General features: G+C 73.0%; 24 protein-coding genes. 16 read left to right on the forward strand and 8 right to left on the reverse strand.

The window, feature by feature from the left end; translation table 11 throughout:
• The first annotated feature begins 20 nt into the window (after positions 1–20).
• The 6 genes from ACFYNP_RS23620 (at position 21) to ACFYNP_RS23645 (ending at position 8,424) form a co-directional block, all read left to right on the forward strand.
• Positions 21–1,145: an ATP-binding protein gene (locus tag ACFYNP_RS23620; RefSeq protein WP_388411434.1), complete on the forward strand. Its 1,125-nt coding sequence runs from the start codon at positions 21–23 to the stop codon at positions 1,143–1,145.
• A gap of 146 nt (positions 1,146–1,291) precedes the next feature.
• Entirely contained in the window at positions 1,292–2,413 is a 1,122-nt protein-coding gene (pheS, locus tag ACFYNP_RS23625; RefSeq protein WP_161245171.1) for a phenylalanine--tRNA ligase subunit alpha, read from the forward strand.
• Positions 2,413–4,941 carry a phenylalanine--tRNA ligase subunit beta gene (gene pheT / locus ACFYNP_RS23630; RefSeq protein ID WP_388411437.1) on the forward strand — a complete coding sequence of 843 codons (2,529 nt, stop codon included), beginning with the start codon at positions 2,413–2,415 and terminating at the stop codon, positions 4,939–4,941. The genes pheS and pheT overlap by 1 nt, the downstream gene beginning before the upstream one ends.
• A gap of 231 nt (positions 4,942–5,172) precedes the next feature.
• Positions 5,173–6,246, forward strand: coding sequence for a PP2C family protein-serine/threonine phosphatase (locus ACFYNP_RS23635; RefSeq protein ID WP_388411440.1), 1,074 nt, complete (start codon positions 5,173–5,175; stop codon positions 6,244–6,246).
• A 249-nt stretch (positions 6,247–6,495) separates the two neighbouring features.
• Positions 6,496–7,836 carry a transcriptional regulator gene (locus tag ACFYNP_RS23640; protein ID WP_345258672.1) on the forward strand — a complete coding sequence of 447 codons (1,341 nt, stop codon included), beginning with the start codon at positions 6,496–6,498 and terminating at the stop codon, positions 7,834–7,836.
• Positions 7,837–7,887: 51 nt separating this feature from the next.
• A complete protein-coding gene (locus ACFYNP_RS23645; protein ID WP_388411443.1) occupies positions 7,888–8,424 on the forward strand; it encodes an NUDIX hydrolase in 537 nt (178 codons plus the stop codon).
• A gap of 6 nt (positions 8,425–8,430) precedes the next feature.
• Here the strand turns inward: ACFYNP_RS23645 and ACFYNP_RS23650 are convergent, their stop codons facing one another.
• Both ACFYNP_RS23650 and ACFYNP_RS23655 read right to left on the reverse strand, forming a co-directional pair.
• Positions 8,431–8,688 carry a hypothetical protein gene (locus tag ACFYNP_RS23650; RefSeq protein WP_388411446.1) on the reverse strand — a complete coding sequence of 86 codons (258 nt, stop codon included), beginning with the start codon at positions 8,686–8,688 and terminating at the stop codon, positions 8,431–8,433.
• Between the two features lie 191 nt (positions 8,689–8,879).
• Complete coding sequence (locus tag ACFYNP_RS23655) at positions 8,880–9,740, reverse strand: 3-hydroxybutyryl-CoA dehydrogenase (protein WP_100577214.1); 861 nt, start codon at positions 9,738–9,740, stop codon at positions 8,880–8,882.
• Between the two features lie 169 nt (positions 9,741–9,909).
• Between ACFYNP_RS23655 and ACFYNP_RS23660 the strand changes: the two genes are divergently transcribed.
• Positions 9,910–11,169 (forward strand): glycoside hydrolase family 10 protein, encoded by a 1,260-nt coding sequence (locus ACFYNP_RS23660; RefSeq protein WP_388411449.1) that lies wholly within the window; start codon positions 9,910–9,912, stop codon positions 11,167–11,169.
• 93 nt (positions 11,170–11,262) lie between these two features.
• Here the strand turns inward: ACFYNP_RS23660 and ACFYNP_RS23665 are convergent, their stop codons facing one another.
• A complete protein-coding gene (locus tag ACFYNP_RS23665; RefSeq protein ID WP_388787878.1) occupies positions 11,263–12,294 on the reverse strand; it encodes a DMT family transporter in 1,032 nt (343 codons plus the stop codon).
• Between ACFYNP_RS23665 and ACFYNP_RS23670 the strand changes: the two genes are divergently transcribed.
• Together ACFYNP_RS23670 and ACFYNP_RS23675 are read left to right on the forward strand one after the other, a co-directional pair.
• Positions 12,293–13,732 (forward strand): PLP-dependent aminotransferase family protein, encoded by a 1,440-nt coding sequence (locus ACFYNP_RS23670; protein ID WP_388787880.1) that lies wholly within the window; start codon positions 12,293–12,295, stop codon positions 13,730–13,732. The two genes, ACFYNP_RS23665 and ACFYNP_RS23670, sit on opposite strands and share 2 nt — an antisense overlap.
• A gap of 31 nt (positions 13,733–13,763) precedes the next feature.
• Entirely contained in the window at positions 13,764–14,195 is a 432-nt protein-coding gene (locus ACFYNP_RS23675) for a GNAT family N-acetyltransferase (RefSeq protein ID WP_388411457.1), read from the forward strand.
• Positions 14,196–14,216: 21 nt separating this feature from the next.
• Here the strand turns inward: ACFYNP_RS23675 and ACFYNP_RS23680 are convergent, their stop codons facing one another.
• Entirely contained in the window at positions 14,217–14,774 is a 558-nt protein-coding gene (locus ACFYNP_RS23680) for a sugar O-acetyltransferase (protein ID WP_388787882.1), read from the reverse strand.
• A 180-nt stretch (positions 14,775–14,954) separates the two neighbouring features.
• On the opposite strand from ACFYNP_RS23680, the gene ACFYNP_RS23685 reads away from it, so the two are divergent.
• Both ACFYNP_RS23685 and ACFYNP_RS23690 read left to right on the forward strand, forming a co-directional pair.
• Positions 14,955–15,320: a YciI family protein gene (locus ACFYNP_RS23685; protein ID WP_388411462.1), complete on the forward strand. Its 366-nt coding sequence runs from the start codon at positions 14,955–14,957 to the stop codon at positions 15,318–15,320.
• The gene (locus ACFYNP_RS23690; RefSeq protein WP_388787885.1) at positions 15,317–16,564 is read left to right on the forward strand and encodes an RNA polymerase sigma factor; all 1,248 of its coding nucleotides are present in this window, start codon (positions 15,317–15,319) and stop codon (positions 16,562–16,564) included. Before ACFYNP_RS23685 ends, ACFYNP_RS23690 begins: the two co-directional genes overlap by 4 nt.
• Positions 16,565–16,590: 26 nt before the next feature.
• On the opposite strand, the gene ACFYNP_RS23695 is transcribed toward ACFYNP_RS23690, so the two are convergent.
• The 3 genes from ACFYNP_RS23695 to ACFYNP_RS23705 form a co-directional block, all read right to left on the reverse strand.
• Positions 16,591–17,841: an NAD(P)/FAD-dependent oxidoreductase gene (locus ACFYNP_RS23695; RefSeq protein ID WP_388787888.1), complete on the reverse strand. Its 1,251-nt coding sequence runs from the start codon at positions 17,839–17,841 to the stop codon at positions 16,591–16,593.
• 91 nt (positions 17,842–17,932) lie between these two features.
• Complete coding sequence (gene sigJ / locus ACFYNP_RS23700; RefSeq protein ID WP_388411470.1) at positions 17,933–18,877, reverse strand: RNA polymerase sigma factor SigJ; 945 nt, start codon at positions 18,875–18,877, stop codon at positions 17,933–17,935.
• A gap of 117 nt (positions 18,878–18,994) precedes the next feature.
• A complete protein-coding gene (locus ACFYNP_RS23705; protein WP_388411473.1) occupies positions 18,995–19,600 on the reverse strand; it encodes a dihydrofolate reductase family protein in 606 nt (201 codons plus the stop codon).
• 236 nt (positions 19,601–19,836) lie between these two features.
• On the opposite strand from ACFYNP_RS23705, the gene argC reads away from it, so the two are divergent.
• Genes argC through ACFYNP_RS23730 form a run of 5 tightly spaced genes read left to right on the forward strand, consistent with a single transcriptional unit; the run spans position 19,837 to position 24,682 of the window.
• A complete protein-coding gene (argC, locus tag ACFYNP_RS23710; RefSeq protein WP_388787890.1) occupies positions 19,837–20,868 on the forward strand; it encodes an N-acetyl-gamma-glutamyl-phosphate reductase in 1,032 nt (343 codons plus the stop codon).
• On the forward strand, positions 20,865–22,022 hold the full coding sequence (gene argJ, locus ACFYNP_RS23715) for a bifunctional glutamate N-acetyltransferase/amino-acid acetyltransferase ArgJ (protein WP_388787892.1): 1,158 nt from the start codon (positions 20,865–20,867) through the stop codon (positions 22,020–22,022). The genes argC and argJ overlap by 4 nt, the downstream gene beginning before the upstream one ends.
• Complete coding sequence (gene argB / locus ACFYNP_RS23720; RefSeq protein ID WP_388411489.1) at positions 22,019–22,939, forward strand: acetylglutamate kinase; 921 nt, start codon at positions 22,019–22,021, stop codon at positions 22,937–22,939. Before argJ ends, argB begins: the two co-directional genes overlap by 4 nt.
• 35 nt (positions 22,940–22,974) lie before the next feature.
• On the forward strand, positions 22,975–24,132 hold the full coding sequence (locus tag ACFYNP_RS23725) for an acetylornithine transaminase (protein WP_388788065.1): 1,158 nt from the start codon (positions 22,975–22,977) through the stop codon (positions 24,130–24,132).
• A 7-nt stretch (positions 24,133–24,139) separates the two neighbouring features.
• The gene (locus ACFYNP_RS23730; RefSeq protein WP_100577228.1) at positions 24,140–24,682 is read left to right on the forward strand and encodes an arginine repressor; all 543 of its coding nucleotides are present in this window, start codon (positions 24,140–24,142) and stop codon (positions 24,680–24,682) included.
• Positions 24,683–24,732: 50 nt separating this feature from the next.
• Here the strand turns inward: ACFYNP_RS23730 and ACFYNP_RS23735 are convergent, their stop codons facing one another.
• On the reverse strand, positions 24,733–25,422 hold the full coding sequence (locus ACFYNP_RS23735; protein ID WP_388787894.1) for a L,D-transpeptidase: 690 nt from the start codon (positions 25,420–25,422) through the stop codon (positions 24,733–24,735).
• Positions 25,423–25,510 lie beyond the last annotated feature (88 nt).

Here is a 25,510-nt window from a genome sequence, read left to right on the forward strand (position 1 = left end):
CGGAGAGGTGGGATACGGGGATGGCTGTCGGCATGAGCGGCATCGGCAACAGCACCGCGCTGTATCCGTCCGGCGGTCCTGATGTCCTCGGCTTCGACCCCGACGACCTGCCCGACGGCATCGTGGTCGCCGACGACAAGGGCCGGGTGATCTGCTTCAACGCGGCCGCGGTCCGGATCACGGCGGTCCCCCGGCACGAGGCGCTCGGCCGCCCGCTGGAGCGGGCGCTGCCCCTGGAGGACCTCAAGGGCCGCCGCTGGTGGCAGCTCACCGACCCCTACGGCGGCCTCGCCATCCGGGCCGGCCAGCCCGAACGCAATCTGCTGCTGCCCGGCGGCCGCGAGGTGCTGGTCTCCGCCCGTTACGTGCGCGAGCGCCCCACCGGCCCGGTCCGCCGGGTCGTGGTCAGCCTGCGCTCCACCGAGGCCCGGCGGCGCACCGAGCGTTCGCACGCCGAGCTGATCGCCACCGTCGCCCACGAGCTGCGTTCGCCGCTGACGTCGGTCAAGGGCTTCACCGCGACGCTGCTCGCGAAGTGGGAGCGGTTCACGGACGACCAGAAGCGCCTGATGCTGGAGACCGTCGACGCCGACGCCAACCGGGTCACCCGGCTCATCGCCGAGCTCCTCGACATCTCGCGCATCGACTCGGGGCGCCTCGAAGTGCGCCGCCAGCCGGTCGACATCCCGGCCGCCGTCGGCCGCCACCTCCAGGCCCACGTCGCCTCCGGCCAGACCCCCGACCGCTTCCTGGTCCGCATCCAGCGCCCGCTGCCCGACCTGTGGGCGGATCCGGACAAGATCGACCAGGTGCTCGGCAACCTGCTGGAAAACGCGGTGCGCCACGGCGAGGGAACCGTCACCATTGAGGTGGCACCAGCGCCCGTCCGCATCGACGAGCACGACGAGAAGGGAACGGCGGTCACCGTGAGCGACGAAGGCCCCGGCATCCCCGAGGAGTCGATGGGCCGTGTCTTCACCCGCTTCTGGCGGGGGAGCAAGCGCGGCGGGACCGGGCTCGGCCTGTATATCGTCAAGGGCATCGTCGAGGCGCACGGCGGCACGATCACCGTGGGCCGCGGCCCCGGCGGCGGCGCCCAGTTCCGATTTATCCTGCCCGTCGGCGCTCCGGCGTATCTCCAGTAGACCGCCCCCGAGCCGCCCACGGGCACAACCGCGTTCCCCCACCCCGTTAGACTCGACCTTTGGCGCGTTTGTGTCCGCGCGCTATCGCGGTATCGCTTCGCGGTCGCGGGGACCCCCAGCCAAGACAATCGGAAGCACGGGAAGAGATGTCGGCACCCAATAAGTCGTACGACCCTGTTGAGGTCGAGGCGCTGAAACCGGAAGAGATCGAGCGGATGCGGGACGAGGCGCTCGCCGCCTTCGCCGCCGCCGGGGACCTCGACGCGCTCGCCCAGGCGAAGACCGCGCACACCGGTGGCACCTCGCCCCTCTCGCTCGCCAACCGCGAGATCGGCGCGCTGCCGCCCCAGGCCAAGGCCGCGGCGGGCAAGCTCGTGGGCATGGCCCGCGGTGCCGTGAACAAGGCCCTGGCCGCGCGCCAGGCCGAGCTGGAGGACGAGCGGGACGCCCGGGTCCTGGTCGAGGAGGCGGTGGACGTCACACTGCCCCACGACCGCGTACCGGCCGGCGCCCGCCACCCCCTGACCACGCTCTCGGAGCGCATCGAGGACATCTTCGTGGCCATGGGCTACGAGGTGGCCGAGGGCCCCGAGGTCGAGGCCGAGTGGTTCACCTTCGACGCGCTCAACATCGGCCCGGACCACCCGGCCCGCACCGAGCACGACACCTTCTTCGTGCAGGGTCCCGAGGGCGCCGCGAACTCCGGCGTCGTGCTGCGCACCCACACCTCGCCCGTGCAGATCCGCTCGATGCTCGACCGCGAGCCGCCGGTGTACGTGATCTGCCCCGGCCGGGTGTACCGCACCGACGAGCTGGACGCCACGCACAGCCCGGTGTTCCGCCAGGTCGAGCTGCTCGCCGTGGACGAGGGCCTCACCATGGCCGACCTGAAGGGCACCCTCGACCACATGGTCAAGGCGCTCTTCGGCGAGGGCATCGAGACCCGCCTGCGGCCGAACTTCTTCCCGTTCACCGAGCCGTCCGCCGAGATGGACATGGTCTGCTACGTCTGCCGCGGCGAGTCCGTCGGCAACCCGGACCGTCCCTGCCGCACCTGCTCCAGCGAGGGCTGGATCGAGCTCGGCGGCTGCGGCATGGTCAACCCGAAGGTGCTCACCGCCTGCGGCGTGGATGCCGAGAAGTACAGCGGATTCGCCTTCGGCTTCGGCATCGAACGGATGCTGATGTTCCGCCACAACGTAGAAGACATGCGAGACATGGTCGAGGGTGACATCCGGTTCACCCGGCCGTTCGGGATGGAGATCTGATGCGGGTCCCGCTTTCCTGGCTGCGGGAGTACGTCGACCTCCCCGCCACCGAGACCGGCCGCGACGTGCAGGCCAAGCTCGTCGACGCCGGTCTTGAGGTCGAGACCGTCGAGCAGCTCGGCGCCGGGCTCAAGGGCCCGCTCGTGGTCGGCAAGGTCCTCACCATCGAGGAGCTGGAGGGCTTCAAGAAGCCCATCCGCTTCTGCACCGTCGACGTCGGCGCGGCCAACGGCACGGGTGAGCCGCAGGAGATCGTCTGCGGCGCCCGCAACTTCGCCGTCGGCGACAAGGTCGTCGTGGTCCTCCCCGGCGCGGTGCTGCCCGGCGACTTCGCGATCGCCGCGCGCAAGACGTACGGCCGGACCTCGCACGGCATGATCTGCTCCAGCGACGAGCTCGGCATGGGCCCGGACACCACCGGCGGCATCATCGTGCTGCCCCCGGAGCACGAGGCCGGCACCGACGCGATCGCGCTGCTCGAACTCGTCGACGAGGTCCTGGACATCGCGGTGACCGCCAACCGCGGCGACTGCCTTTCGATGCGCGGCGTGGCCCGCGAGACCGCCATCGCCTACGGTCTGCCGCTGCGCGACCCGGCGCTGCTCGACGTGCCCGCGCCCAACTCCTACGGCTACCCGGTCAAGGTCGCCGACCCGATCGGCTGCGACCGCTTCACCGCGCGCACCGTGACCGGTCTCGACCCCGAGGCCCGTTCCCCGATCTGGCTCCAGCGCAGGCTGCAGAAGGCCGGGATGCGTCCGATCTCGCTCGCGGTCGACATCACCAACTACGTGATGATCGAGCTCGGCCAGCCGCTGCACGCCTACGACCGCAGCCTGGTCGACGGTCCCATCGGCGTGCGCCGCGCCGAGGCCGGCGAGCTGCTCACCACCCTCGACGGCGCCCAGCGCAAGCTGGACGCCGCCGACCTCGTCATCACCGACAACCGGGGCCCCATCGGCCTGGCCGGTGTGATGGGCGGAGCCAACACCGAGATCGCCGACTCCGTCACGGACCCCGAGACCGGCGAGGTCAAGGGCACCACCGAGGTCGTCATCGAGGCCGCGCACTTCGACGCGGTCGCCATCGCCCGCACCGCGCGCCGCCACAAGCTGACCTCCGAGGCGTCCAAGCGCTTCGAGCGCGGCGTCGACCCGCAGGCCGCGGCCGCCGCCGCCCAGCGGACCGTCGACCTGCTCGTGCTGCTCGCGGGCGGCACGGCCGAGGCCGGCGTCACCGAGATCGTCTCGCCGTCCGCGCCGCGCAGCATCTCGATGCGCGCCGACCACCCGGACCGCGTCGCCGGCATCGAGTACGGCCGCGAGACCGTGGTACGCCGCCTCCAGCAGGTCGGCTGCGACGCGTACGGGCAGGACGAGCTCGTCGTCACCGTGCCGTCCTGGCGGCCCGACCTCACCGAGCCGAACGACCTGGCCGAAGAGGTCATCCGCCTGGAGGGCTACGCCAACCTGCCCTCCACGCTGCCGAAGCCGCCCGCCGGACGGGGTCTGACGGAGCGTCAGCGACTGCACCGCCGAGTCGGCCGCGCGCTCGCCGGATCCGGGTTCGTCGAGGCGCCGAGCTACCCGTTCGTCGCCGAGTCGGTCTTCGACCAGCTGGGTCTGGACGCCGGGGACGCGAACCGCGACGTCGTGAAGCTGGTCAACCCGCTCAGCGACGAGGAGCCGGCGCTGCGCACCACGCTCCTGCCGGGCCTCCTGGCCACGCTGCGCCGCAACGTCGGCCGCGGCAGCCACGACCTGGCGCTGTTCGAGACGGGCCTGGTCTTCCACCCGTCCTCCACCCCGGGCGTCGCCGCCCGGCTGCCCGTCGACCGCCGCCCCACCGACGAGGAGATCGCCGCCCTGGACGCCGTGCTGCCCGTGCAGCCGCGGCACGTGGGCGCCGTGCTCGCCGGTGCGCGCGAGCAGGCCGGCTGGTGGGGCAAGGGCCGTCCGGCCGACTGGGCCGACGCCGTCGAGGCGGCGCGTGCCGTCGCCCGTGAGGCGGGGCTCGAACTGGCCGTGGACCAGGGCCAGTACGGCCCCTGGCACCCGGGCCGCTGCGCCGAGCTGTATGTGTTCCCCGAGGGCGTCAAGACCCTCGTCGGGTATGCCGGTGAGCTGCACCCGCGCGTCGTCAAGGCGTTCGGTCTGCCCGCCCGCAGCTGCGCGATGGAGCTGAACCTCGACGTCCTGGAGCGGGCCGCCGACGGCCCCGTGCGGGCGCCGTCGATCTCCACCTTCCCGGTGGCCACCCAGGACGTGGCGCTCGTCGTCGACGCCGAGGTGCCGGCCGCCGCGGTGGAGAACGCGCTGCGCGTCGGCGCCGGTGAACTCCTGGAGTCCATCCGCCTGTTCGACGTCTACAGCGGCGAGCAGACCGGCGCGGGCAAGAAGTCCCTTGCCTACGCGCTGCGCTTCCGTGCCGCCGACCGCACCCTGACCGTCGAGGAGGCCTCGGCCGCCCGCGACGCGGCGGTGGCCCAGGCGGCCGAGTCCACGGGCGCGGTGCTGCGCGGCGCCTGACCCGCGCGACCAGGCACCGAGAGGGGCGCACCGGCACTGCCGGTGCGCCCCTCTCGTCCGTCGCGGCCGAACCTGCCCGCCCACCTCACTCGTTCGGGTGAGATGGGCGGATGATCCCCGCCGAACGGCGCGGCCGGTCGAAAGAATCGGTGCGCCCGGGCAGGCCGGTGCGGCTCCGGTTCCCGGGGTCCGGCGCCAGGTCCGGTGCAGAGGCCGAGGGGGGCCGACGGCATGATCCGTACACCGGGATGGACCGCCGCCTGTGCGACGGCGCTGCGCTCCCGCCGGGCCGCGGCCCTCACGCTCGTTCTGCCGTCCGGCTGGCTCGCCCTGGTCATCGCCTGGGAGCTGTCGCGTCCGCTGGCCGGCGAGGACGGCATGGGCCTGCGGATCGCCACGTGCGCGGCCTTCCTGATCGCCGTGGGGTGGCTGGCGGCGGGCGTACGGAGCATGGCGGAACGGGAGTTGCGGCGCATCCGGCACGTCGCCGAGGTCGCCCAGCGGGTGCTGCTGCGCCCGCTGCCCGCACGGCTCGACGGCATCGCGCTGGCCGCCGGTCAGCTCTCGGTGAGCCGGGGCGCGTCGATCGGGGGCGACCTCTATGAGGCGATGTCGACCCCGTACGGGGTGCGCGTGGTCATGGGCGATGTGCGCGGCCACGGGCTCGGCGCGATCGGCGCGGTCGCCGCCGTGCTCGGCAGCTTCCGCGAGGCCGCCCACGACGAGCCCCAACTGCCCGACGTACTGAGGAGGTTGGACCGGGCTCTGGCCCGGCATCTGCGCGAGCGCTGCCGCGCCGAGCACCCGGCGTCCGGCGGCGCCGAACCGGAGAGACCGATCGGTGAGGACTTCGTCACCGTACTGCTCCTGGAGATCCGGCCGTCCGGCGAGGTGTACGCCCTCAACTGCGGCCACCCCTGGCCCTATCGGCTCGACCGGGGCGCCGAGCCGCTCACGCCCGGCGACCCGCTGCCCCCGCTCGGGCCGTTCCCGCTGCCGGCCGAACTGCTCCCGCTGCGCTGCACCCGGCTGCTGCCGGGCGAGGCGCTCTGCCTCTACACCGACGGCGCCGAGGACGCCCGGGACGGCGCCGGGCGGTTCTTCGCGCTGCGCGAGGCGCTCACGGCGGCCTCCCGTCCCGCGCCGGTGTCGCCGGCCGATGTGGTCGCGCGGGTGCGGGGCGCGCTCCTGGCCCATACCCGCGGCCGGCTCTCGGACGATGTGGCCCTCCTGGTGCTGCGCAACGACCGGGTCCGGGTGCCCGCACAGCAGACGGCCGGCGGGGCGGCGGGTGTTCGCCGCTGAGGGTGGGGCGCCGCCGCCCTGCCGGGAGTGCCGGGCAGCGCGGACAGGGCGGACGGCGCCGGGAGCGGGCCGCCGCACTGTACGAGGGGGAGCCGGCGGCCCGACCGCCTCAACGGGAGGCGGTTCAGAGTCAACCGACTGGGGGCGCCCGTGGGCAGAGAGCGCGGCGCATAAATGCGGGTACTCGGTTCGCACCCCGTGTGAACCGGGCTCGATTACGCTGGCCACACCGAGCCGTTGGAGGGGCCCATGCAGCCCAATACCCTGCTCGACGCCCTGGTGGACGAGGCGGGGATCTCGCACGCGGGTCTGGCGGCCCGGGTGAACCAGGCGGGACGGGCCAGAGGTCTCGCACTCAGATACGAACACACCGCGGTGGCACGGTGGTTGAAGGGCCAGCGCCCGCGCGGCCAGGTGCCCGACCTGATCTGCGAGGTGCTCGCGGGACGGCTGCGCCGCCGGGTCACCCTCGACGACATCGGCCTCGGGGTGCCGGGCGAACCGGCCCCCCAGCACGGCTCGCCGCTCGCCGGCTTCGTCGAGCGGGCCACCGCCCTGTGGCGCTCGGACGAACAGCAGCGCACCCACATCCTCGACGCCCCGGCCGTCACCGGAACCCCGGCCGTCATGCCCGTATGGGAGTGGGAGAACCCGCCGGAGGACACCGACGTGTCCCGCGACGGCCAGACCGCGGTGGGCGAATCCGACATCGAGATGCTGCGCTCGGCACGCGAACACTACGAGCTGATGTACCGCAAGGCCGGCGGCATCGCGACCCGCTCGCGGATCGTCGGCTTCCTCAACGCCGAGACGGCGCCCCTGCTGCGCGGCGGCTACACGGACGCCACCGGTCGTCAACTGCACCGCGCCACGGGCGGGTTGGTGGCCGTCGCGGGGATCTGCGCCTACGACTCCAACGCCCAGGGCCTCGCCCAGCGCTACTTCCACCAGGCGCTCCGGCTCGCAAAGGCCAGCGGGGACCGGGGACTTGGGGCCTATGTCATCGCGCTGCTCGTCAACCAGGCCCTGTTCATGCGGGACTACCGCCAGTCGGTCGCCTTCGCGGAGGCGGCCCTGCGCGCGGCGGGCGGCAGCCTGAGCCCCGCGCTGGCGTCCGATCTGCACGCCATGCAGGCCAAGGCGTACGCGCATCTCGGCGACGGGCACAGCGCGCTGTCCTCGATCAGGAGCGCGGAGTCGGCGGCCGGGCGGATCCGGCCGGGCCAGGAGCCGGCCGAGACCGGCTATGTGCAGCCGGGTCTGGTCAACGTCCAGGTGGCCGAGGCCCTGCTCAGCCTGGGTGATCTGACGGCGGCGCGCGAACAGGCCGCCCTCGCGGCCGACGAGCCCTCCCACGACAGGGGCAGGGTGCACCGCCTTGCGATGCTCGCTCAGATCGAGCTGCGACAGGGCGACGCTGACCGGGCCGTGGCCACCGCGGTCGAGATGGCGGAGCGGGCCCGGGGGATGGAGTCGCAGCGATTGCGTGACCGCCTCCGCCTGGTGCGCGAGCATCTGGTCGAGAGCGGTTGCGCGGGCGCCGCCGAGGCCGCCGAGCTGATCGACGGGGCGCTTCGCGTTCCCCTGTAATCGTCAGCCTGCTGCGATATTGCCATCTACTTGTCGGAAGGTGGCAGAAACGTGCAGTGGACGAACCTGAGCGAACAAACTGTGTATGAAAATCGCTGGTTTCGGGTCAACCTCGCGGACGTAGCGCTTCCGGACGGGCGACACCTGGACCACTTCCTGATCAGGCTGCGCCCGGTCGCCGTCGCGACCGCCGTCAACGCGGCCAACGAGGTGCTGCTGCTGTGGCGGCACCGCTTCATCACCGACAGCTGGGGCTGGGAACTGGCCGCCGGAGTCGTCGAGGACGGCGAGGACATCGCGTTCGCCGCCGCCCGGGAAATGGAGGAGGAGACCGGCTGGCGGCCGGGACCGCTCAAACCCCTGCTCACCGTCGAGCCCGCCAACGGGCTCATCGACGCCCGGCACCATCTGTTCTGGTCCGAGTCGGCCGAGTACATCGGCCACCCCGAGGACGACTTCGAGTCGTCACGCCGCGAGTGGGTCCCCCTCAAGCTGGTGCCCGACATGGTCGCCCGGGGGGAGGTCCCGGCCGCCAACATGGCGGCCGGCCTCCTGCTCCTGCACCATCTGCGGCTGGGCGACGGCTAGTCACGCCTAACGCCCGAGGGCCTGCCATACGGCGAGCGAGAGGGCGCCCAGGGCGGCCAGTGCGGTGAGGGCGGGGAGCGGCCACCTCAGGTGTTCCAGGGCCGCCACCCGTCCCACCGTCTCGGTCAGTTCACGCTCCGTCTGCTCGCCCCGCTGGGCGAGCAGCGCGAGCTGACCGTCCATGTGGGCCATGCCGACGTCCAGGCGGCGGCGTAACTCCGCCAGTTCGTCGACGGTGGTCGAATGTCCCGGGTGGCTGGACACGGTGGGGCTCCTTAGTCCTGTGCGGACGTGCCATGGATGTGCTGGCTCAGAGTCAACTCGCCGTGCACCAGGGGCGGGAGCGTGTGCGATGGGCATATGCGGGCTCGTGCCGCACACCCGGTGTGCGCGGTACGAGCCCGGCTCAGGCCTTTCAGACGTACACCCGCGTATACAGAAGTACGCCGTTTTACTCAGGCGTACGAGTAGAAACCGGACCCGGTCTTCCGGCCGAGGCGCCCGGCGTCGACCATCCGCTGGAGCAGCGGGGGAGCGGCGTACAGGGGCTCCTTGAACTCGTCGTACATGGAGTCCGCGACGGAGGCGACGGTGTCCAGGCCGATGAGGTCGGAGAGCTTCAGCGGGCCCATCGGATGGGCGCAGCCGAGCTCCATGCCGTTGTCGATGTCCTCACGGCTGGCGATGCCCGACTCGAACATCCGGATCGCCGAGAGCAGATACGGGATCAGCAGCGCGTTGACCACGAACCCCGAGCGGTCCTGGGCACGGATCGCGTGCTTGCCGAGGACCTTCTCGACCAGGACCTGGGCGCGGCTGATGGTGCCCTCGGACGTGGTGAGGGCGGGGATCAGCTCGACCAGCTTCTGCACCGGGGCCGGGTTGAAGAAGTGGATGCCGATGACCTGGTCGGGCCGCGAGGTGGCGACCGCGAGCTTGACCAGCGGGATCGAGGAGGTGTTGGACGCCAAGATCGCGTCCGGACGGGTCACCACCTGGTCGAGGACCTGGAAGATCTCGGTCTTGACCTGCTCGTTCTCCACGACCGCCTCGATCACGAGATCGCGGTCGGCGAACTCGCCCAGGTCGGTGGTGAAGCTGAGCCGGCCGAGCGTCGCGTCGCGCTCCTCCTCGGTGATCTTGCCGCGCTCCGCGGCCTTCGAGAGGGAGTTGTGCAGCCGGGTACGGCCGATCTCCAGGGCCTCGCCGGTGGTCTCGGCGACCATGACGTCCAGGCCGCTGCGGGCGCACACCTCCGCGATGCCCGCGCCCATCTGGCCACAGCCCACAATTCCGACGCGTTCGATGTCGGTCACATCGTGCCTTTCGCTTCGCTCTACTGCCGTCCCCGGCGGGTCCCCCGTGTGATTCCGGCGCCCGCCTTCGGCCCCTGACGTTACTCCGGACGCGCGTGTGCCAGTGGGGCCGGGGCGGGCATGCTGTCCGGTACACCTGGGCCGACGGGATCCGAGCGAGGGGTGTGACGTGGGGCGAATCACGCGCAGGAGCTTTGTGGCGGGCACGGCGGGAGCCGTGAGCGGGCTGGTCACGGCGGGCGGCGCGACGGCCGCCGACCGGGACGGGACGCTGGAGCGGGCGGTGCGGGAGGTGGCGGGCAGGAGGCCCCGGCGCGAGTTCCGCGGGGTGTGGCTGGCCACCGTCGCCAACCGGGACTGGCCCTCGCGGCCGGGGCTGACCGCCGACGCTCAGCGCGCGGAGCTGCTGGCCCATCTGGACAAGGCGGTCGAGCGGCGGCTGAACGCGGTGGTCCTCCAGGTCCGCCCGACCGCCGACGCGCTGTGGCCGTCCCCCTACGAACCGTGGTCGCAGTGGCTCACCGGGACGCAGGGCCGGGACCCCGGCTGGGATCCGCTGGGCACCGCCGTGCGCGAGGCCCACCGGCGCGGCCTGGAGCTGCACGCCTGGTTCAACCCGTACCGGGTCGCCAACGACACCGACCTGTCGCGTCTGGTGCCCACCCACCCCGCGCGGCTGCACCCCGACTGGGTCGTCCCCTACGGCGGGAAGCTCTACTACAACCCGGGACTGCCCGAGGTCCGCCGGTTCGTCGAGGACGCGATGCTGGACGCGGTCCGCCGCTACGCCATCGACGGCGTGCACTGGGACGACTACTTCTACCCGTACCCGGTGGCGGGCCAGAGCTTCGACGACGACGAGGCGTACGCGCGGTACGGGTCCGGCTTCCCCGACCGCGATGCCTGGCGGCGCGACAACATCGACCTCCTGGTGCGGGAGACGGCCGCCCGGATCAAGGAGCTGCGGCCCCGGCTCCGGTTCGGCATCAGCCCGTTCGGGGTGTGGCGCAACAAGGCGAGCGACCCCCGGGGCTCGGCGACCACGGCCGGCGCCCAGACCTACGACGATCTGCACGCCGACACGCGTGCCTGGGTCCGCGCGGGCCTCGTCGACTACATCTGTCCGCAGCTGTACTGGAACATCGGGTTCGCCGCCGCCGACTACGCGGTCCTGGTGCCCTGGTGGGACGAGGTCGCCCGGGGCACCGGTGTGGACCTGTACATCGGCGAGGCCCTGTACAAGGCGGGGGACCCGGCGCAGCCGCCCGCCTGGCAGGACCCGGCCGAGCTGTCCCGCCATCTGACGCTGGCGGCGCGATACCCCTCGGTGCGCGGCCACTGCTTCTTCGCCGCGAAGGAGGTGGCCGAGGACCGCATCGGGGCCATGGCCCGCGTGGTCGCCGACCACTACCCGGCCCGGGTCCGCTGAACGGCCCGGGTCCGCTGAACGGCCCGGGCCCGCTCACCGGTCCGAGCCCGCTCAACGGCCACGACCCGCCGAACGGGCCGGAACCGCGCTCCCTCAGGAGCGGGCCCGCTGGGTCACCGCGATGCACACCAGGACCCCGCCCGCGGCGAGCGGGGCGGCCGGGGAGAGGTGCTCGCCGAGCAGTAGCACCGACCAGACGAGGGTGAGCAGCGGCTGGGCGAGCTGGAGCTGGCTGGCCCTGGGCACGCCGACCGCGGCGAGTCCCCGGTACCAGACGTACAGGCCGAAGCAGTTGGACCCGGCGGCCAGCCACAGCAGACCGGCCACGCCGTGCCCGGTGAGCCGCCAGGGCTCGTGGACCAGCGCCACCGCGGCGCCGGCCAGGGCCAACGGCAGACACAGGACCAGCGACCAGGCGACCACCTGCCAGCCCGGCATCACCGCGGCGAGCCGGCCGCCCTCCACATACGCGGCGGCGCAGACGAGCAGCGCCGCGAACAGACAGATGTCGCCCGAGGACAGCGCCCCGCCGCTCTGCTGCACGGTGAAGACGGCGACCACGGCGGCCCCGGCGAGCGAGGCCGCCCAGAACGCGGGGGAGGGCCGGCGCCCGGTGCGCACCGCGCCGAGGGCCGCGGTGGCCAGCGGAAGCAGCCCGATCACCACGGCGGCGTGCGAGGTCGTCGAGGTCTCCAGGGCGAGGGTGGTGAGCAGCGGGAACCCGACGAGGGAACCACCCGCGACCACGGCGAGCCCGGCCCAGTGCGCCCGAGCGGGCAGCGGCACCCGCCGCCCGGCGAGCAGCCCACCCGCGATCAGCGCGGACAGCGCGATCCGCAGGCACACGAGCGACCAGGGCCCGAAACTCTCAAGTCCCCAGGCGGTGCCGGGAAAGGTGAGCGAGAAGGAGACGACGCCGAGCGCGGCGAGCAGCGCGCCGCGGGGGAGGGAGGTGGGGGTGCCGCTCTGCCCCGCGTCCCGGACCTCGACGGCGACGGTCCCGAGGTCCGCACCCCTGCCGGCGTCCGCGGCGGCCCCGCCCGCGACTCCCGCCGCGTCCCCGTTGCCGTCATCCGTGCCGACCGCTATCGAGCCGAGTGGAGTAGCGCTATCCTGTGCTGTCATGCATGAGCGTAGCAGTGTGGCTGAACTGGCGGAATCCCTGCGGAGCGAGCTCAACCGCTACTCGGTGGGTGGGAAGTTGCCGTCGAGCCGGGTGCTCGTCGAGCGGTACCGGGTGTCCCCGGTGACGGTCTCGCGCGCGCTCGCCCAGCTCGTCGCCGAGGGGCTCGTGGTCACCCGGCCCGGCGCCGGTGCCTACCGTGCCGAGCCGCGTCAGGTCACCCCGCGCGCCGGCGACACCTCCTGGCAGGAGGTGTCGCTCAGCGCCGACGGGGCCACCGAGCCGGCCCCGCGTGCCGTCGACGCGAGCGGTGTCATGGCCACCCTCGGCATCCCGGCGACCGGCGTCATCGACCTCAGCGGCGGCTACCTCGACGCCGGCCTCCAGCCCGAGCGGGCCATGGCCGCCGCGCTCGGCCGGGCCGGCCGCCGCCCCGGTGTGTGGAGCCGGCCGCCCGTCGACGGGCTCACCGAACTGCGCGCCTGGTTCGCCCGCGAGGTCGGCGGCGCGGTCACCGCCGCCGACGTCCTGATCACGGCGGGCGGTCAGACCGCCCTGACCACGGCCCTGCGCGCGCTCGCCGCGCCCGGGGCACCCGTGCTCGTCGAGTCGCCCACCTACCCCGGCCTGCTGGCCATCGCCCGGGCCTCGGGCCTGCGGCCCGTCCCCGTCCCGGTCGACCCCGACGGCATCCGCCCCGAGCTCCTCTCCCGCGCCTTCGCCGCCACCGGCGCCCGCGTCCTCATCTGCCAGCCGCTCTTCCAGAACCCGACCGGCGCCCTCCTGTCCCCGGACCGGGGCCGCGAGGTGGTCCGCATCGCGCACGCCCACGGCGCGTTCGTCGTCGAGGACGACTTCGCCCGCAGGCTCGCGCACGAGGACGCGGGCCCCCTGCCCGCCCCGCTCGCCGCCGACGACCCCGACGGCGTCGTCGTGCACGTCTCGTCGCTCACCAAGGCGACCTCGCCGAGCCTGCGCGTCGGTGCGCTCGCCGCCCGCGGCCCGGTCCTGGAACGCCTGCGCGCCATCCAGGTCGTCGACTCGTTCTTCGTGCCGCGCCCCCTCCAGGAGACCGCCCTCGAACTCGTCGGCTCCCCGGCCTGGGGCCGTCATCTGCGCGCCGTGTCGGCCGAGTTGACCGCGCGCCGGCAGTCCCTCGCCGCCGCCGTGCTGCACGGGCTCCCCGAACTCGCCCTGCCCCACGTCCCGTCCGGCGGCTACCACCTCTGGCTCCGGCTGCCCGATGGCGCCTCCGAGACCGCCGTCGTGTCCGCCGCGCTGCGCGCGGGCGTCGCCGTCGCCCCGGGCCGCCCCTACTTCAGTGCCGAGCCCCCGGCCGCGCATCTGCGCCTCAGCTTCGCGGGCGTGACCGGCGGTGCGGAGATCTCCGAGGCCGTGCGCCGGCTGCGCACCGCCCTGGACGGTGTGCTGGGTAACTGACAACCGGCCCGCCGCCTGCGAGGCTCCCGGCATGAGTGAAGTGATCTTCCGCGACTACACGATCTCCAGCGACCCCGCCCGCCTCGACGCCGCCCGGGTCCACCACTGGCTCTCCACGGACGCGTACTGGGCGCTCGGCCGCACCCGCGAGAAGCAGGACGCCGCCATCGCCGGATCCCTCAACTTCGGTGCCTACGAAGCCGGTTCGGGCGAGCAGGTGGCCTATGCGCGGATCGTCACCGACCATGCCACCTTCGCCTGGCTCTGCGATGTGTACGTGGACCCCGCCGTGCGCGGCAAGGGTCTCGGCACGGCCCTCGTCACCGCCGTACGCGACCACCTGGAGCCGGCCGGGCTGCGCAGGATCCTGCTCGCCACCGCGGACGCCCACGGGGTCTACGAGAAGATCGGCTTCCGCACCCTGGAGACCGCGGACAAGTGGATGGCCCTCGGCGTGCAGTAGACCCCGCGCCGCGGCCCCGGCTCAGGTCAGCTCGCGGACGACCCGGGCCGGGTTGCCGACCGCGAGCACGCCCGGCGGCAGGTTCCGGGTGACGACGGCACCCGCGCCCACCACCGTGTTCGCGCCGATGCCCACCCCGGGGCAGACGATCACCCCGCCGCCCAGCCACACGTTGTCCCCGATGGCCACGGGGAGCGCCCTCTCCCACCCCGCCCGTCGCCGCTCGGCGTCCAACTCGTGCGTGGGCGTGAGCAGTTGGACGTTCGGACCGATCTGGACGTCGGCCCCGACGGTGATGGCGCCGGTGTCGAGGAAGACCGCGCCGAAGTTCACGAACGTTCCCGCGCCGATGCTGATGTTGTAGCCGAAGTCGCACCGGAACGGTGCCCGCACATGGACGGACGCGTCGACCCTGCCGAGCAGCTCGGCGAGGATCGCGTGCCGCTCGGCGGCCGGGGCGGTGGCCGCCGCGTCGTAGGCCGCGCACAGCCGGACGCGGCGCTCGGAGTCGGCGCGGAGCTCCGGGTCGTCGGGCAGGTACCACTCGCCGGCCAGCATCAGGCGCTTGTTCTCGCCCACGTACGTCCTCCCCGCTCCGCTGTCCCACCGCACGGTCCTCGGGACCGTACGCCATCCGACGCCGGGCGCGACGGAAAAACTTCGGCGCGCGTCCGCGATCCGTGTCGATCCGGCCGGTTCCCGTTCGTATAGATGGTGAGGGCCGCCCCGCCGGGGCCGCCACCGTCCGAGGAGAACGTCATGACGAACGCCCCGCACTACCTGCTCAGCGTGGTCACGCCGAGCGGGGGGACCCCGCCGAACGCCGACGAGATGGCCAGGATCACCGGCAACCTCCAGGCTTTCCACCAGGAGCTCAAGGACGCCGGGGCCTGGGTCTTCGCCGGCGGCCTCGCGGCACCGTCCACGGCCACGGTGCTGCGCGAGCAGAACGGCGATGTGCTCACCACCGACGGGCCGTACATCGAGAGCAAGGAGTACCTCGGCGGGCTGTGCATCGTGAAGGCGCCCGATCTGGACGCGGCCCTGGAGTGGGGCCGCAAGGCGGTGCGCGCGACGACGCTGCCCATCGAGGTGCGGCCCTTCTACGGAGAAGTCCAGGAGTGAGGCGGACGGGGCCGGGCGCACCGGGGAGCGACGAGGTCGAGCGGGTCTTTCGCGCCGAGTACGGCCGGGCGGTCGCCGTACTGGCCCGGGTGCTCGGGGACATCGACCTCGCCGAGGAGGCCGTGCAGGACGCGTTCGCGACCGCGCTGGTGCGGTGGGCCGCCGACGGAGTGCCGCCGAGCCCGGCCGGCTGGATCATCACCACCGCCCGCAACCGGGCCGTGGACCGGCTGCGCCGGGAGTCGACCCGCGCGGACCGGCAGGCCGAGGCCGCCCGGCGCGAGCGCCTGTACGCGACCGACGAGCCCGCCGAGGAGGGCCCCGTGCACGACGACCGGCTCCGCCTGGTCTTCACCTGCTGCCATCCCTCACTCGCCCCCGCCGCCCAAGTCGCCCTGACGCTGCGGCTGTTGGGCGGCCTGAGCACCGCGGAGATCGCCCGGGCCTTCCTGGTGCCCGAGCCGACGATGGCCCAGCGTCTGGTGCGGGCCAAGGGCAAGATCCGCGAGGCCCGCATCCCCTACCGGATCCCGCGCGAGGCGGATCTCCCGGACCGGCTCCGCGCGGTGCTCGCCGTCGTCCACCTGATCTTCAACGAGGGGTACGCGGCCAGTTCGGGCGACCTGCTCGTACGTGACGACCTGTGCGCGGAGGCCCTGCGGCTCGGCGGGCTGCTGGTCGAGCTGATGCCGGACGAGCCGGAGCCGCTCGGGCTCCTCGCGCTGATGCTGCTCACCGCGTCGCGCCGGGCCGCGAGGTCGGGCCCGGCGGGCGAGCTGGTCCTCCTCGCGGACCAGGACCGCACCCGCTGGGACCACGAACTCATCGTGCGGGGGCAGGAGTTGGTGCGTCGCTGTCTGCGCGGCGGCCGGCCGGGTCCGTACCAGATCCTGGCCGCGATCAACGCCGTGCACAGCGACGCCGCGACGGCGGACGAGACGGACTGGCACCAGATCCGGCAGCTGTACGACCAGCTGCTCGCCCTCGCGCCGACGCCGGTCGTGGCCCTCAACCGGGCGATCGCCGTGGCCGAGACCGAGGGCCCGGCCGAGGCCCTCGCCCTCGTCGACGCGCTCGACCTCGCGCAGTACCACCTCCTCCACGCCACCCGCGCGGACCTGCTGCGCCGACTCGGCCGGTTCGAGGAGGCGGCACGTGCTTACGAGGAGGCGCTCGCCCGGACGGGAAACGCTGCGGAACAGGCGTTCCTGGAGCGGAGGCTGGCGGAGCTGGGGGCGGGGTAGGGGCGCCGGCCCACGGCTCCCGCCGCTCAGACCGAGGCCCTGGTGGCGGCGCCCGCCGACTCCGCCGTGGGGGCTGTCCCGGCCGTCCGCGCCACCACATGGCGGCGCCGGGCCGGCATCCCGAGCAGCGGGTTGGCGACGCTCCAGGCCGCGCCCTTGCAGACCACCTCCTTGTACAGGGCGGCGAACCGCCCGGTCAGGACCCCGCGCACGGCCCGGTCGTCGGCGGTCACGTACTGGATCAGGCCCTCCCTGCGGCCCAGCGAGACGCACTGGTTGAAGTAGCGCAACGGCACGTCCGGCAGCTTGCCGCCGGTCAGACGGGCCGCGATCGCGTCGGCTGCCTGCCAGGCCATGGGGGTACCGGACGCGCACGACATCCGCAGCGGCTTGCCGCCGGGGCCCGCTGCCACCGCCGCGTCGCCGACGGCGTACACGTCGGGGTGCGAGAGCGAGCGCATGGTCGCGTCGACCGCGATCCGGCCGTCGGCGCCGGTCTCCAGGGCGGATGCCCCCGGGATGGCGTGGACGGCGAAGCCGGTCGTCCACACGGTGGCCGCGGCCGGGATCGTGCTGCCGTCGGCGGTGGTGACCTGGTCTGCCGCGACGCCGGTGACGGCCGCGTTCTCGTGGGTGGTGATGCCGAGGGTGGCGAAGACCTTGCGCAGATGGGCCCGGCCCTTGGGCGAGAGCCAGTCGCCGAGGCCGCCGCGGGCGACGAGGGCGACATCGAGGTCCGGGCGGGCCTCGGCGATCTCGGTGACCGCCTCCACCCCGGTGAGGCCGCCGCCGACCACGACCACCGGCTGACCGGCCCCGAGGCGGGCGAGCCGGTCGCGCAGCCGCAGCGCCCCGGCGCGACCGGCGATCGCGTGGGCGTGCTCGGCCGCGCCGGGGACGCCGTGGTCGGTCCAGCCGCTGCCGAGGGCGTACACGAGGGTGTCGTACGGGAGGTCCTCGGCCGCGCCGTTCTCATCCACGCCGTTCGTGTCCACGCCGTTCGTGTCCACGACGCTGACGGTCCTCCGGTCGACGTCGACGCCGGTGACCTTGGCGAGCCGCACCGTGACTCCGGTGCCCGCGAACATCTCGCCGAGGGGGCGGGGCCTGAGTTCCTGGCCGGTCGCGAGCTGATGGAGCCGGACGCGCTCGACGAAGTCGGGTTCGGCGTTGACGAGGGTGATGGCGACGTCTTCGCGGTACAGCCGCCCGGCGAGCCGTCCGGCGGCGATGGCTCCGGCGTATCCGGCTCCGAGGACGATGATGCGGTGCTGCATATCCCTGCTCCTGTCTCGCGCGGTGTCGCCCCTTGAACCGGGCGGCCCGCCGTTTCCTGACAGGCGCGGGATGTGAAGCGGGTCACACGGGTCAGAAGGCGCGGAGCAACGGCTCCCCGTGCTCGGTGGCCGCCCACTGCCGGGTCGCGCGCTCCAGCTTGTCGGGGTTGGCCTGGCTGCGGAACGCCACGATGCCCTCGGCGCCGATCTCCAGGGACATGACGCCGACGACCCGTCCGTCCACGACGGCCACGACGGCGGGCGCCCCGTTGGCGTTCGCGGTGTGGATCTCGGCCGTGCCGCCGACCAGGGCCCGCTTGGCCTTGCCGGGCTTGAACAGGCCCCGCATGAACGTCGCGACCGCGAGCGCCCCCTCGAAGGCGCGGGTACGGGCCGGGACCTTGCCGCCGCCGTCGCCGATCGAGGTGGCGTCCGCGGTGAGCAGCCGCACCAGCGGCTCGGTCCGTCCGCTGGCCGCGGCGGCCAGGAACTCCTCGACCACCCGCCGCGCCGCGGCCTCGTCGATCTCGGTCCGGGCCGTGCCCTCGGACACGTGCTTCTTGGCCCGGTGGAAGATCTGCTGACTGGCGGCCGCGGTGAGGTCGAGCATCTCGGCGATCTCGCGGTGCGCGTAGCCGAACGCCTCCCGCAGGACGTACACCGCCCGCTCGTTGGGGGAGAGCCGCTCCAGCAGCGTGAGCACCGCGTACGACACCGATTCGCGCTGTTCGGCGGTGTCGGCGGGGCCGAGCATCGGGTCCCCGTCGAGCAGCGGCTCGGGCAGCCACTGGCCCACGTAGGTCTCGCGGCGGGCGCGGGCCGAGGTGAGCTGGTTGAGGCAGAGCCGGGTGAGCACCTTGGTCAGCCAGGCCTCGGGCACCTCGATGCGTTCCACGTCGGACGCCTGCCAGCGCAGAAACGTCTCCTGCACCACGTCCTCGGCCTCGCTCGCGGACCCGAGCATCCGGTAGCCGATGGCCTGGAGCCGGGGCCGGGCGGCCTCGAACCGGTCCACGTCGTTCACGGTCAGCGCCATGGCCCGGATCCTAGCCCGCCGCCGGCCCCGCACCTCGGGCACCCTGACGCCGGTCGCCGCCGGCCGGGGCCCGCCGCCGCTGTGCGGGCCTGGTGGCGTCCGACGGGCGGGACGCCGTCACGCGGGGGCGCCGAGCGGAGGGTGGTCCAGAACGCGGGGCTTGTACTCGACCAGTTGGGTGCGGCCGTCGAAGGTGCGGTGCTCGATCATCTCCAGGGCGACGTCCGGATAGCCGTCGTAGATGCGCTCTTCCCCCGTGGCCCCGGTGATCACCGGGAACATCACGACCCGGAAGCGGTCGACGAGTCCGGCTCGCAGCAGGGACCGGCAGAGGCTGAGGCTGCCGATCGTGCTGAGGAGCCCCGAGCCGCTCGACTTCAGGGCACGGACCGCCTCGACGGCGTCGCCGCGGACGATCGTGGTGTTGGCCCAGGCCGGTGGCTCCTTGAGGGAGGAGGAGAACACCATCTTGGAGGCTCGTGTGAGCTCGTCGACGGACGCCTCCTCCTCGGGCCTGAACTCGTCCTGGCCACTGGGTACTTCGCCTCCGGCGAAGCCCGACATCAGGCGGTAGGTGTTCGCTCCCATCAGATAGGTGGCCTCGGGCTGCTCCCCGAGCCATGCGAGGTACTCCGGGCCTTCGAGGCCCCAGAACCCGGGCCACCCCTCCCCTGACGCGTAGCCGTCGAGGGAGGTGATGAAGTCGACGAGAAGCTCCGGCATGGCGGTGTCCCTTCCTGAGGTGTCACGAGCTTGGACCGGCCGGGAGCCGGGAAATCATCGGCCGCGCCGCGGAGGACGGGAAAACGGCCCGGACCGCCGTCATGACCCGCCGGAGCGAGGGGAGCCCTCGGGGCCGGCCGACGCGCCCAGTCGCAGCCGCGAGGCGATCGGGCCAGGGAACCCTTTGCATAACACTGCATGACTGCGTATAGTCATGCCATCACCGAGGAGGAACGATGGCAGCGGTACGAGCGGCAGTGGCGGGGGCCAGTGGGTATGCGGGCGGGGAGCTGCTGCGTCTGCTGCTCGGGCACCCGGGGGTCGAGGTCGGGGCGCTGACCGCGAACTCCAACGCCGGGCAGCCGCTCGGGGCGCTTCAGCCGCATCTCGTCCCGCTGGCCGGGCGGGTGCTGGAGGCCACCACGGCCGAGGTGCTCGCGGGGCACGACGTCGTCTTTCTCGCGTTGCCGCACGGTCAGTCCGCGGCCGTCGCCGAGCAGCTCGGCGACGACGTCCTGGTCGTCGACATGGGGGCCGACTTCCGGCTGCGTGACGCCGCCGACTGGGAGCGGTTCTACGGCTCGGCGCACGCCGGGTCCTGGCCCTACGGGCTGCCCGAACTGCCGGGCGCGCGCGCCGCGTTGGAGTCGACGCGGCGGATCGCGGTGCCGGGCTGCTACCCGACGGCCGTCTCCCTCGCGCTCTTCCCCGCGTACGGGGACGGACTCGTCGAGCCGGACGCCGTGATCGTCGCCGCCACCGGCACCTCCGGCGCGGGCAAGGCGCTCAAGCCGCATCTGCTGGGCAGCGAGGTGATGGGCTCGATGTCGCCGTACGGCGTCGGCGGCGGGCACCGGCACACCCCCGAGATGATCCAGAACCTGAGCGCCGTGGCCGGCGAGGACGTCACCGTGTCCTTCACGCCCACCCTCGCGCCGATGTCCCGAGGCATCCTCGCCACCTGCTCCGCCAGGGCCAAGGCCGGCGTGAGCGCCGAGAGCGTGCGGGCCGCCTACGAGAAGGCCTTCGCCGACGAGCCGTTCGTCCATCTGCTCCCCGCCGGGCAGTGGCCGGCCACCGCCTCCGTGTACGGGTCCAACTCCGTTCACGTACAGGTGGCCTACGACGAGAGCGCGCGGCGCGTCATCGCCGTCAGCGCCATCGACAACCTCACCAAGGGCACCGCCGGCGGCGCGGTGCAGAGCATGAACATCGCCCTCGGACTCGACGAGTCGACGGGCCTTTCCACGATGGGAGTTGCGCCGTGAGTGTGACGGCAGCCAAGGGATTCACGGCGGCGGGCATCGCCGCCGGGATCAAGCAGAACGGCAACCCGGACCTGGCCCTCGTGGTCAACACCGGGCCCCGCCGCGCCGCCGCGGGCGTCTTCACCTCCAACCGCGTCAAGGCCGCGCCGGTCCTGTGGTCCGAGCAGGTCCTCAAGGGCGGCGAGGTGAGCGCCGTGGTCCTCAACTCCGGTGGCGCCAACGCCTGTACGGGCCCCCAGGGCTTCCAGGACACCCACGCCACGGCCGAGAAGGTCGCCGAGGTGCTCGAAGGGCACAGCGCGGGCGAGGTCGCCGTGGCATCCACCGGTCTGATCGGTGTGACCCTGCCGATGGACAGGCTGCTTCCGGGCATCGAGCGGGCGGCGGCCGAACTCTCCCCGCACGGCGGCGAGAAGGCCGCCATCGCCATCAAGACCACCGACACCGTGCACAAGACCAGCGTGGTCACCCGGGACGGCTGGACCGTGGGGGGCATGGCCAAGGGTGCCGGAATGCTCGCCCCCGGGCTCGCCACCATGCTCGTCGTGCTCACCACCGACGCGGACCTCGACGCCGCCACCCTCGACAAGGCGCTGCGCGACGCAACGCGGCAGACCTTCGACCGGGTCGACTCCGACGGCTGCATGTCGACCAACGACACCGTGCTGCTCCTCGCCTCCGGCGCCTCCCGAGTGGCCCCGGAACAGGGGGAGTTCGCCGAGGCCGTCCGGGCCGTCTGCGACGACCTGGCACGCCAGCTCATCGGGGACGCCGAGGGCGCTTCCAAGGACATCCGCATCGAGGTCGTGAACGCCGCGAGCGAGGACGACGCCGTCGAGGTCGGACGTTCCATCGCCCGGAACAACCTCCTCAAGTGCGCCATCCACGGCGAGGACCCCAACTGGGGCCGGGTCCTGTCCGCCATCGGCACCACGAAGGCAGCCTTCGACCCGGACCGCCTCAACGTCGCCATCAACGACGTCTGGGTCTGCAAGAACGGCTGCGTCGGCGAGGACCGCGACCTCGTCGACATGCGCTACCGCGAGGTCAGGATCACCGCCGACCTCTCGGCCGGCACCGCCGGGCCCGTCGTCATCTGGGCCAACGACCTCACCGCCGAGTACGTCCACGAGAACAGCGCGTACAGCTCATGAGCACGCGTAAGCACACCGCCCTGCCCAAGGCGCAGATCCTCATCGAGGCGCTGCCCTGGCTGACCCGGCACCACGGCAGGACCGTCGTCATCAAGTTCGGCGGCAACGCCATGGTCGACGAGGGCCTGAAGGCCGCGTTCGCGCAGGACGTGGTGTTCCTGCGGCAGTCCGGGCTCAAGCCCGTCGTCGTGCACGGCGGCGGACCGCAGATCAGCAAGCAGCTCGACCGGCACGGCCTGGTCAGCGAGTTCAAGGCCGGGCTCCGGGTCACCACGCCCGAGGCCATGGACGTGGTCCGCATGGTGCTCGCCGGGCAGGTGCAGCGCGAACTCGTCGGGCTGCTCAACCAGCACGGGCCGCTCGCCGTCGGCATGACGGGCGAGGACGCCCACACCATCACCGCCACCCAGCACCGCCCCGAGATCGACGGCGAACTGGTCGACATCGGCCGGGTCGGCCAGATCACCGCGATCGATCCGGGCGCCATCAAGGCGCTCCTGGACGACGGCCGGATCCCGGTCATCTCCTCGATCGCCCGCTCCCAGGACGACGGACATGTCTACAACGTCAATGCTGATACGGCGGCTGCGGCACTTGCGGCTGCGCTGGGTGCCGAGACCCTGATGGTCCTGACCGACGTCGAGGGGCTGTACGAGGACTGGCCCCACAGCGACGACGTGATCAGCCGACTGACGGCCAGTCAGCTGGAGACGCTGCTGCCCGAGCTCTCCAGCGGCATGGTCCCCAAGATGGAGGGCTGCCTGTTCGCCGTGCGCAACGGGGTGAACACCGCGCGCGTGATCGACGGACGGGTCCCGCACTCGATCCTGCTGGAAATCTTCACCGACGAAGGCATCGGCACCATGGTCGTGCCCGACGGACCCGACACAAGCGACGGACAAGGGGGAGCGCGGTGACCAACCAGGAGCTCGCACAGCGCTGGCAGCAGGTCATGACGGACAACTACGGCACGCCGAAGCTGTCGTTGGTGCGCGGCGCGGGCGCGACGGTGTGGGACGCGGACGGCACCGCGTACACCGACTTCGTGGGCGGCGTCGCGGTCAACGCGCTCGGACACGCCCACCCGGCCGTCGTGCAGGCCGTGTCCCAGCAGATCGCCTCGCTCGGCCACGTCTCGAACCTGTTCGTGGCGGAGCCGCCGGTGGCGCTCGCCGAGCGGCTCGTCCAGCTCTTCGACCGGCCGGGCCGGGTCTTCTTCTCCAACTCCGGGGCCGAGGCCAACGAGGCCGCCTTCAAGATCGGCCGCCTCACCGGCCGCACCCACATGGTCGCCACCCACGGCGGCTTCCACGGCCGGACGATGGGCGCGCTCGCCCTCACCGGCCAGGAGGGCAAGCGGACGCCGTTCCTGCCGCTGCCCGGCGATGTCACCCACGTACCGTTCGGGGACGTCGAGGCGCTGCGGGCGGCCGTCACCGAGGAGACCGCCCTCGTCGTCATCGAGCCCATCCAGGGCGAGATCGGTGTTGTCGTCCCGCCGCCGGGATACCTGGAGGCGGCCCGCGAGATCACCCGTGCCACCGGCACGCTGCTCGTCCTGGACGAGGTGCAGACCGGCATCGGGCGGACCGGCAGCTGGTTCGAGTACCAGCAGCACGACGGCGTGGAGCCCGACATCGTCACGCTGGCCAAGGGGCTCGGCGGCGGCCTTCCGCTCGGCGCCACGGTCGCCTTCGGCGCGGCGGCCGAGCTGTTGAAGCCCGGGATGCACGGCACCACCTTCGGCGGAAACCCCGTCGCCTGCGCCGCCGGACTCGCCGTGCTCGACGTGCTGTCCGCCGACGGCGCGCTCGACCGGGTCAAGTCGACAGGCGAGAAGCTGCGCGCCGGAATCGAGGCGCTCGGGCACCCGCTGGTCTCCCATGTCCGTGGTGCGGGGCTGCTGCTGGGTATCGTGCTCAACGAGCCCCTCGCGCCTCAGGTGCAGCAGGCGGCTCAGGACGCCGGCTTCCTGGTCAACGCGCCCGCCCCCGATGTCGTACGGCTCATGCCGCCGCTCATCATCGGTGACGCGGAGGTGGACGCGTTCCTCCGGGCACTGCCCGGCGTCCTCGGCACAGTCAACGGGGACGGACGATCCGGAGAATGAGACGACGATGACCGACGAGGCGCAGGACTTCGACCCGGGCGGCCCCGCCGTACCGCAGACCCGCACCGCCCGCCACCGCCGGATCGTGGACATCCTCAACCGGCAGCCGGTGCGGTCCCAGAGCCAGCTCGCCAAGCTCCTCGCGGACGACGGGCTGAGCGTCACCCAGGCGACGCTCTCCCGCGACCTCGACGAGCTGGGCGCGGTGAAGATCCGCAACACCGGTGGCGAGCTGATCTACGCGGTGCCCAGCGAGGGCGGTTTCCGCACGCCGAAGGCGCCGCTCGGCGAGTCGGCGAAGGAGGAGCGGATGCGCAGGCTGTCCGCGGAACTCCTCATCTCCGCGGAGGCCTCCGCCAACCTGGTCGTCCTGCGCACGCCGCCCGGCGCCGCCCAGTTCCTCGCCTCGGCCATCGACCAGGCCGAACTGCACGACATCCTCGGCACGATCGCGGGGGACGACACCTTGATGCTGATCAGCCGCGACCCGTCGGGCGGCCAGGCGCTGGCCGACCATCTGCTGCGGCTGGCCCAGAACGACCACCGCTGACAGTGGAGTTGCGGGCGATGGCCGCCAACTCCCGGGCTCGGTGAGCGAGTTCAGTACCGCGTGATCGAGGTGGGCCCGTCGGTCGTGCCGATCGCGATGTGCGGTCGGCGCGCCGGGTCCGCCCAGGCGAGGATCCGGTCCATCGCCTCGGCCGGCACCGAGACACAACCGGCCGTCGCGCCGCGCCCGTTGACGTGCAGAAAGATCCCGGCGCCCCGGCCGCGCACGGGCCGGGCGTAGTTGAAGCCGATGACGAGCGCCCGGGCGTACTGGCTCGCGTACGCCGTCAGATGCTCCGACTCGCTCGCCCGGCAGTCCGGGGGCAGGCCCTCCACCCAGCGGTTGTAGGCGCGGGCCTCGTTGTCCTCGCACCACCAGGACCGGTCCGTGGCGCGCCGGTAGGGGTAGCGGGTCCCGGGCGGCGCGGCCGCCACCCCGAAGGCGTACGGCAGTGAGTAGAGGCCGGTCGGCGTGGTGTCGGTGCCCTGGACCCGGGACGCGCCCTCCACCAGGCCCTTCGCGCCGAACCTGGCCGGCGCCGAGCCCGCCTCCACCCAGCCTCCGTCGCGCCGGTCCCACCAGGTGAGCCGGCCCGTGGTGGCCCCGGTGGCGGGCGCCTCGGCGGTCAGGAGCTGACTGCCGCCGCCGGTGCGGGCCATCCGCTCGGGCAGCGGCCCGGGGTCCGCGGGCGCGGCGAGCGGGATGAGCAGGGACGCCAGGAGCACGGCAACGATGCGCATGTTCCGGACCGTATGCGCCCCCGCGCCGCCCGGCCGCCCGAACCGGCGGGAGTTGCTCCGTACGTGCTGTCCGCCGAGACGCCCCGGG

This window comes from Streptomyces sp. NPDC006691, from assembly GCF_042869955.1.
Classification (GTDB): Bacteria; Actinomycetota; Actinomycetes; order Streptomycetales; family Streptomycetaceae; genus Streptomyces.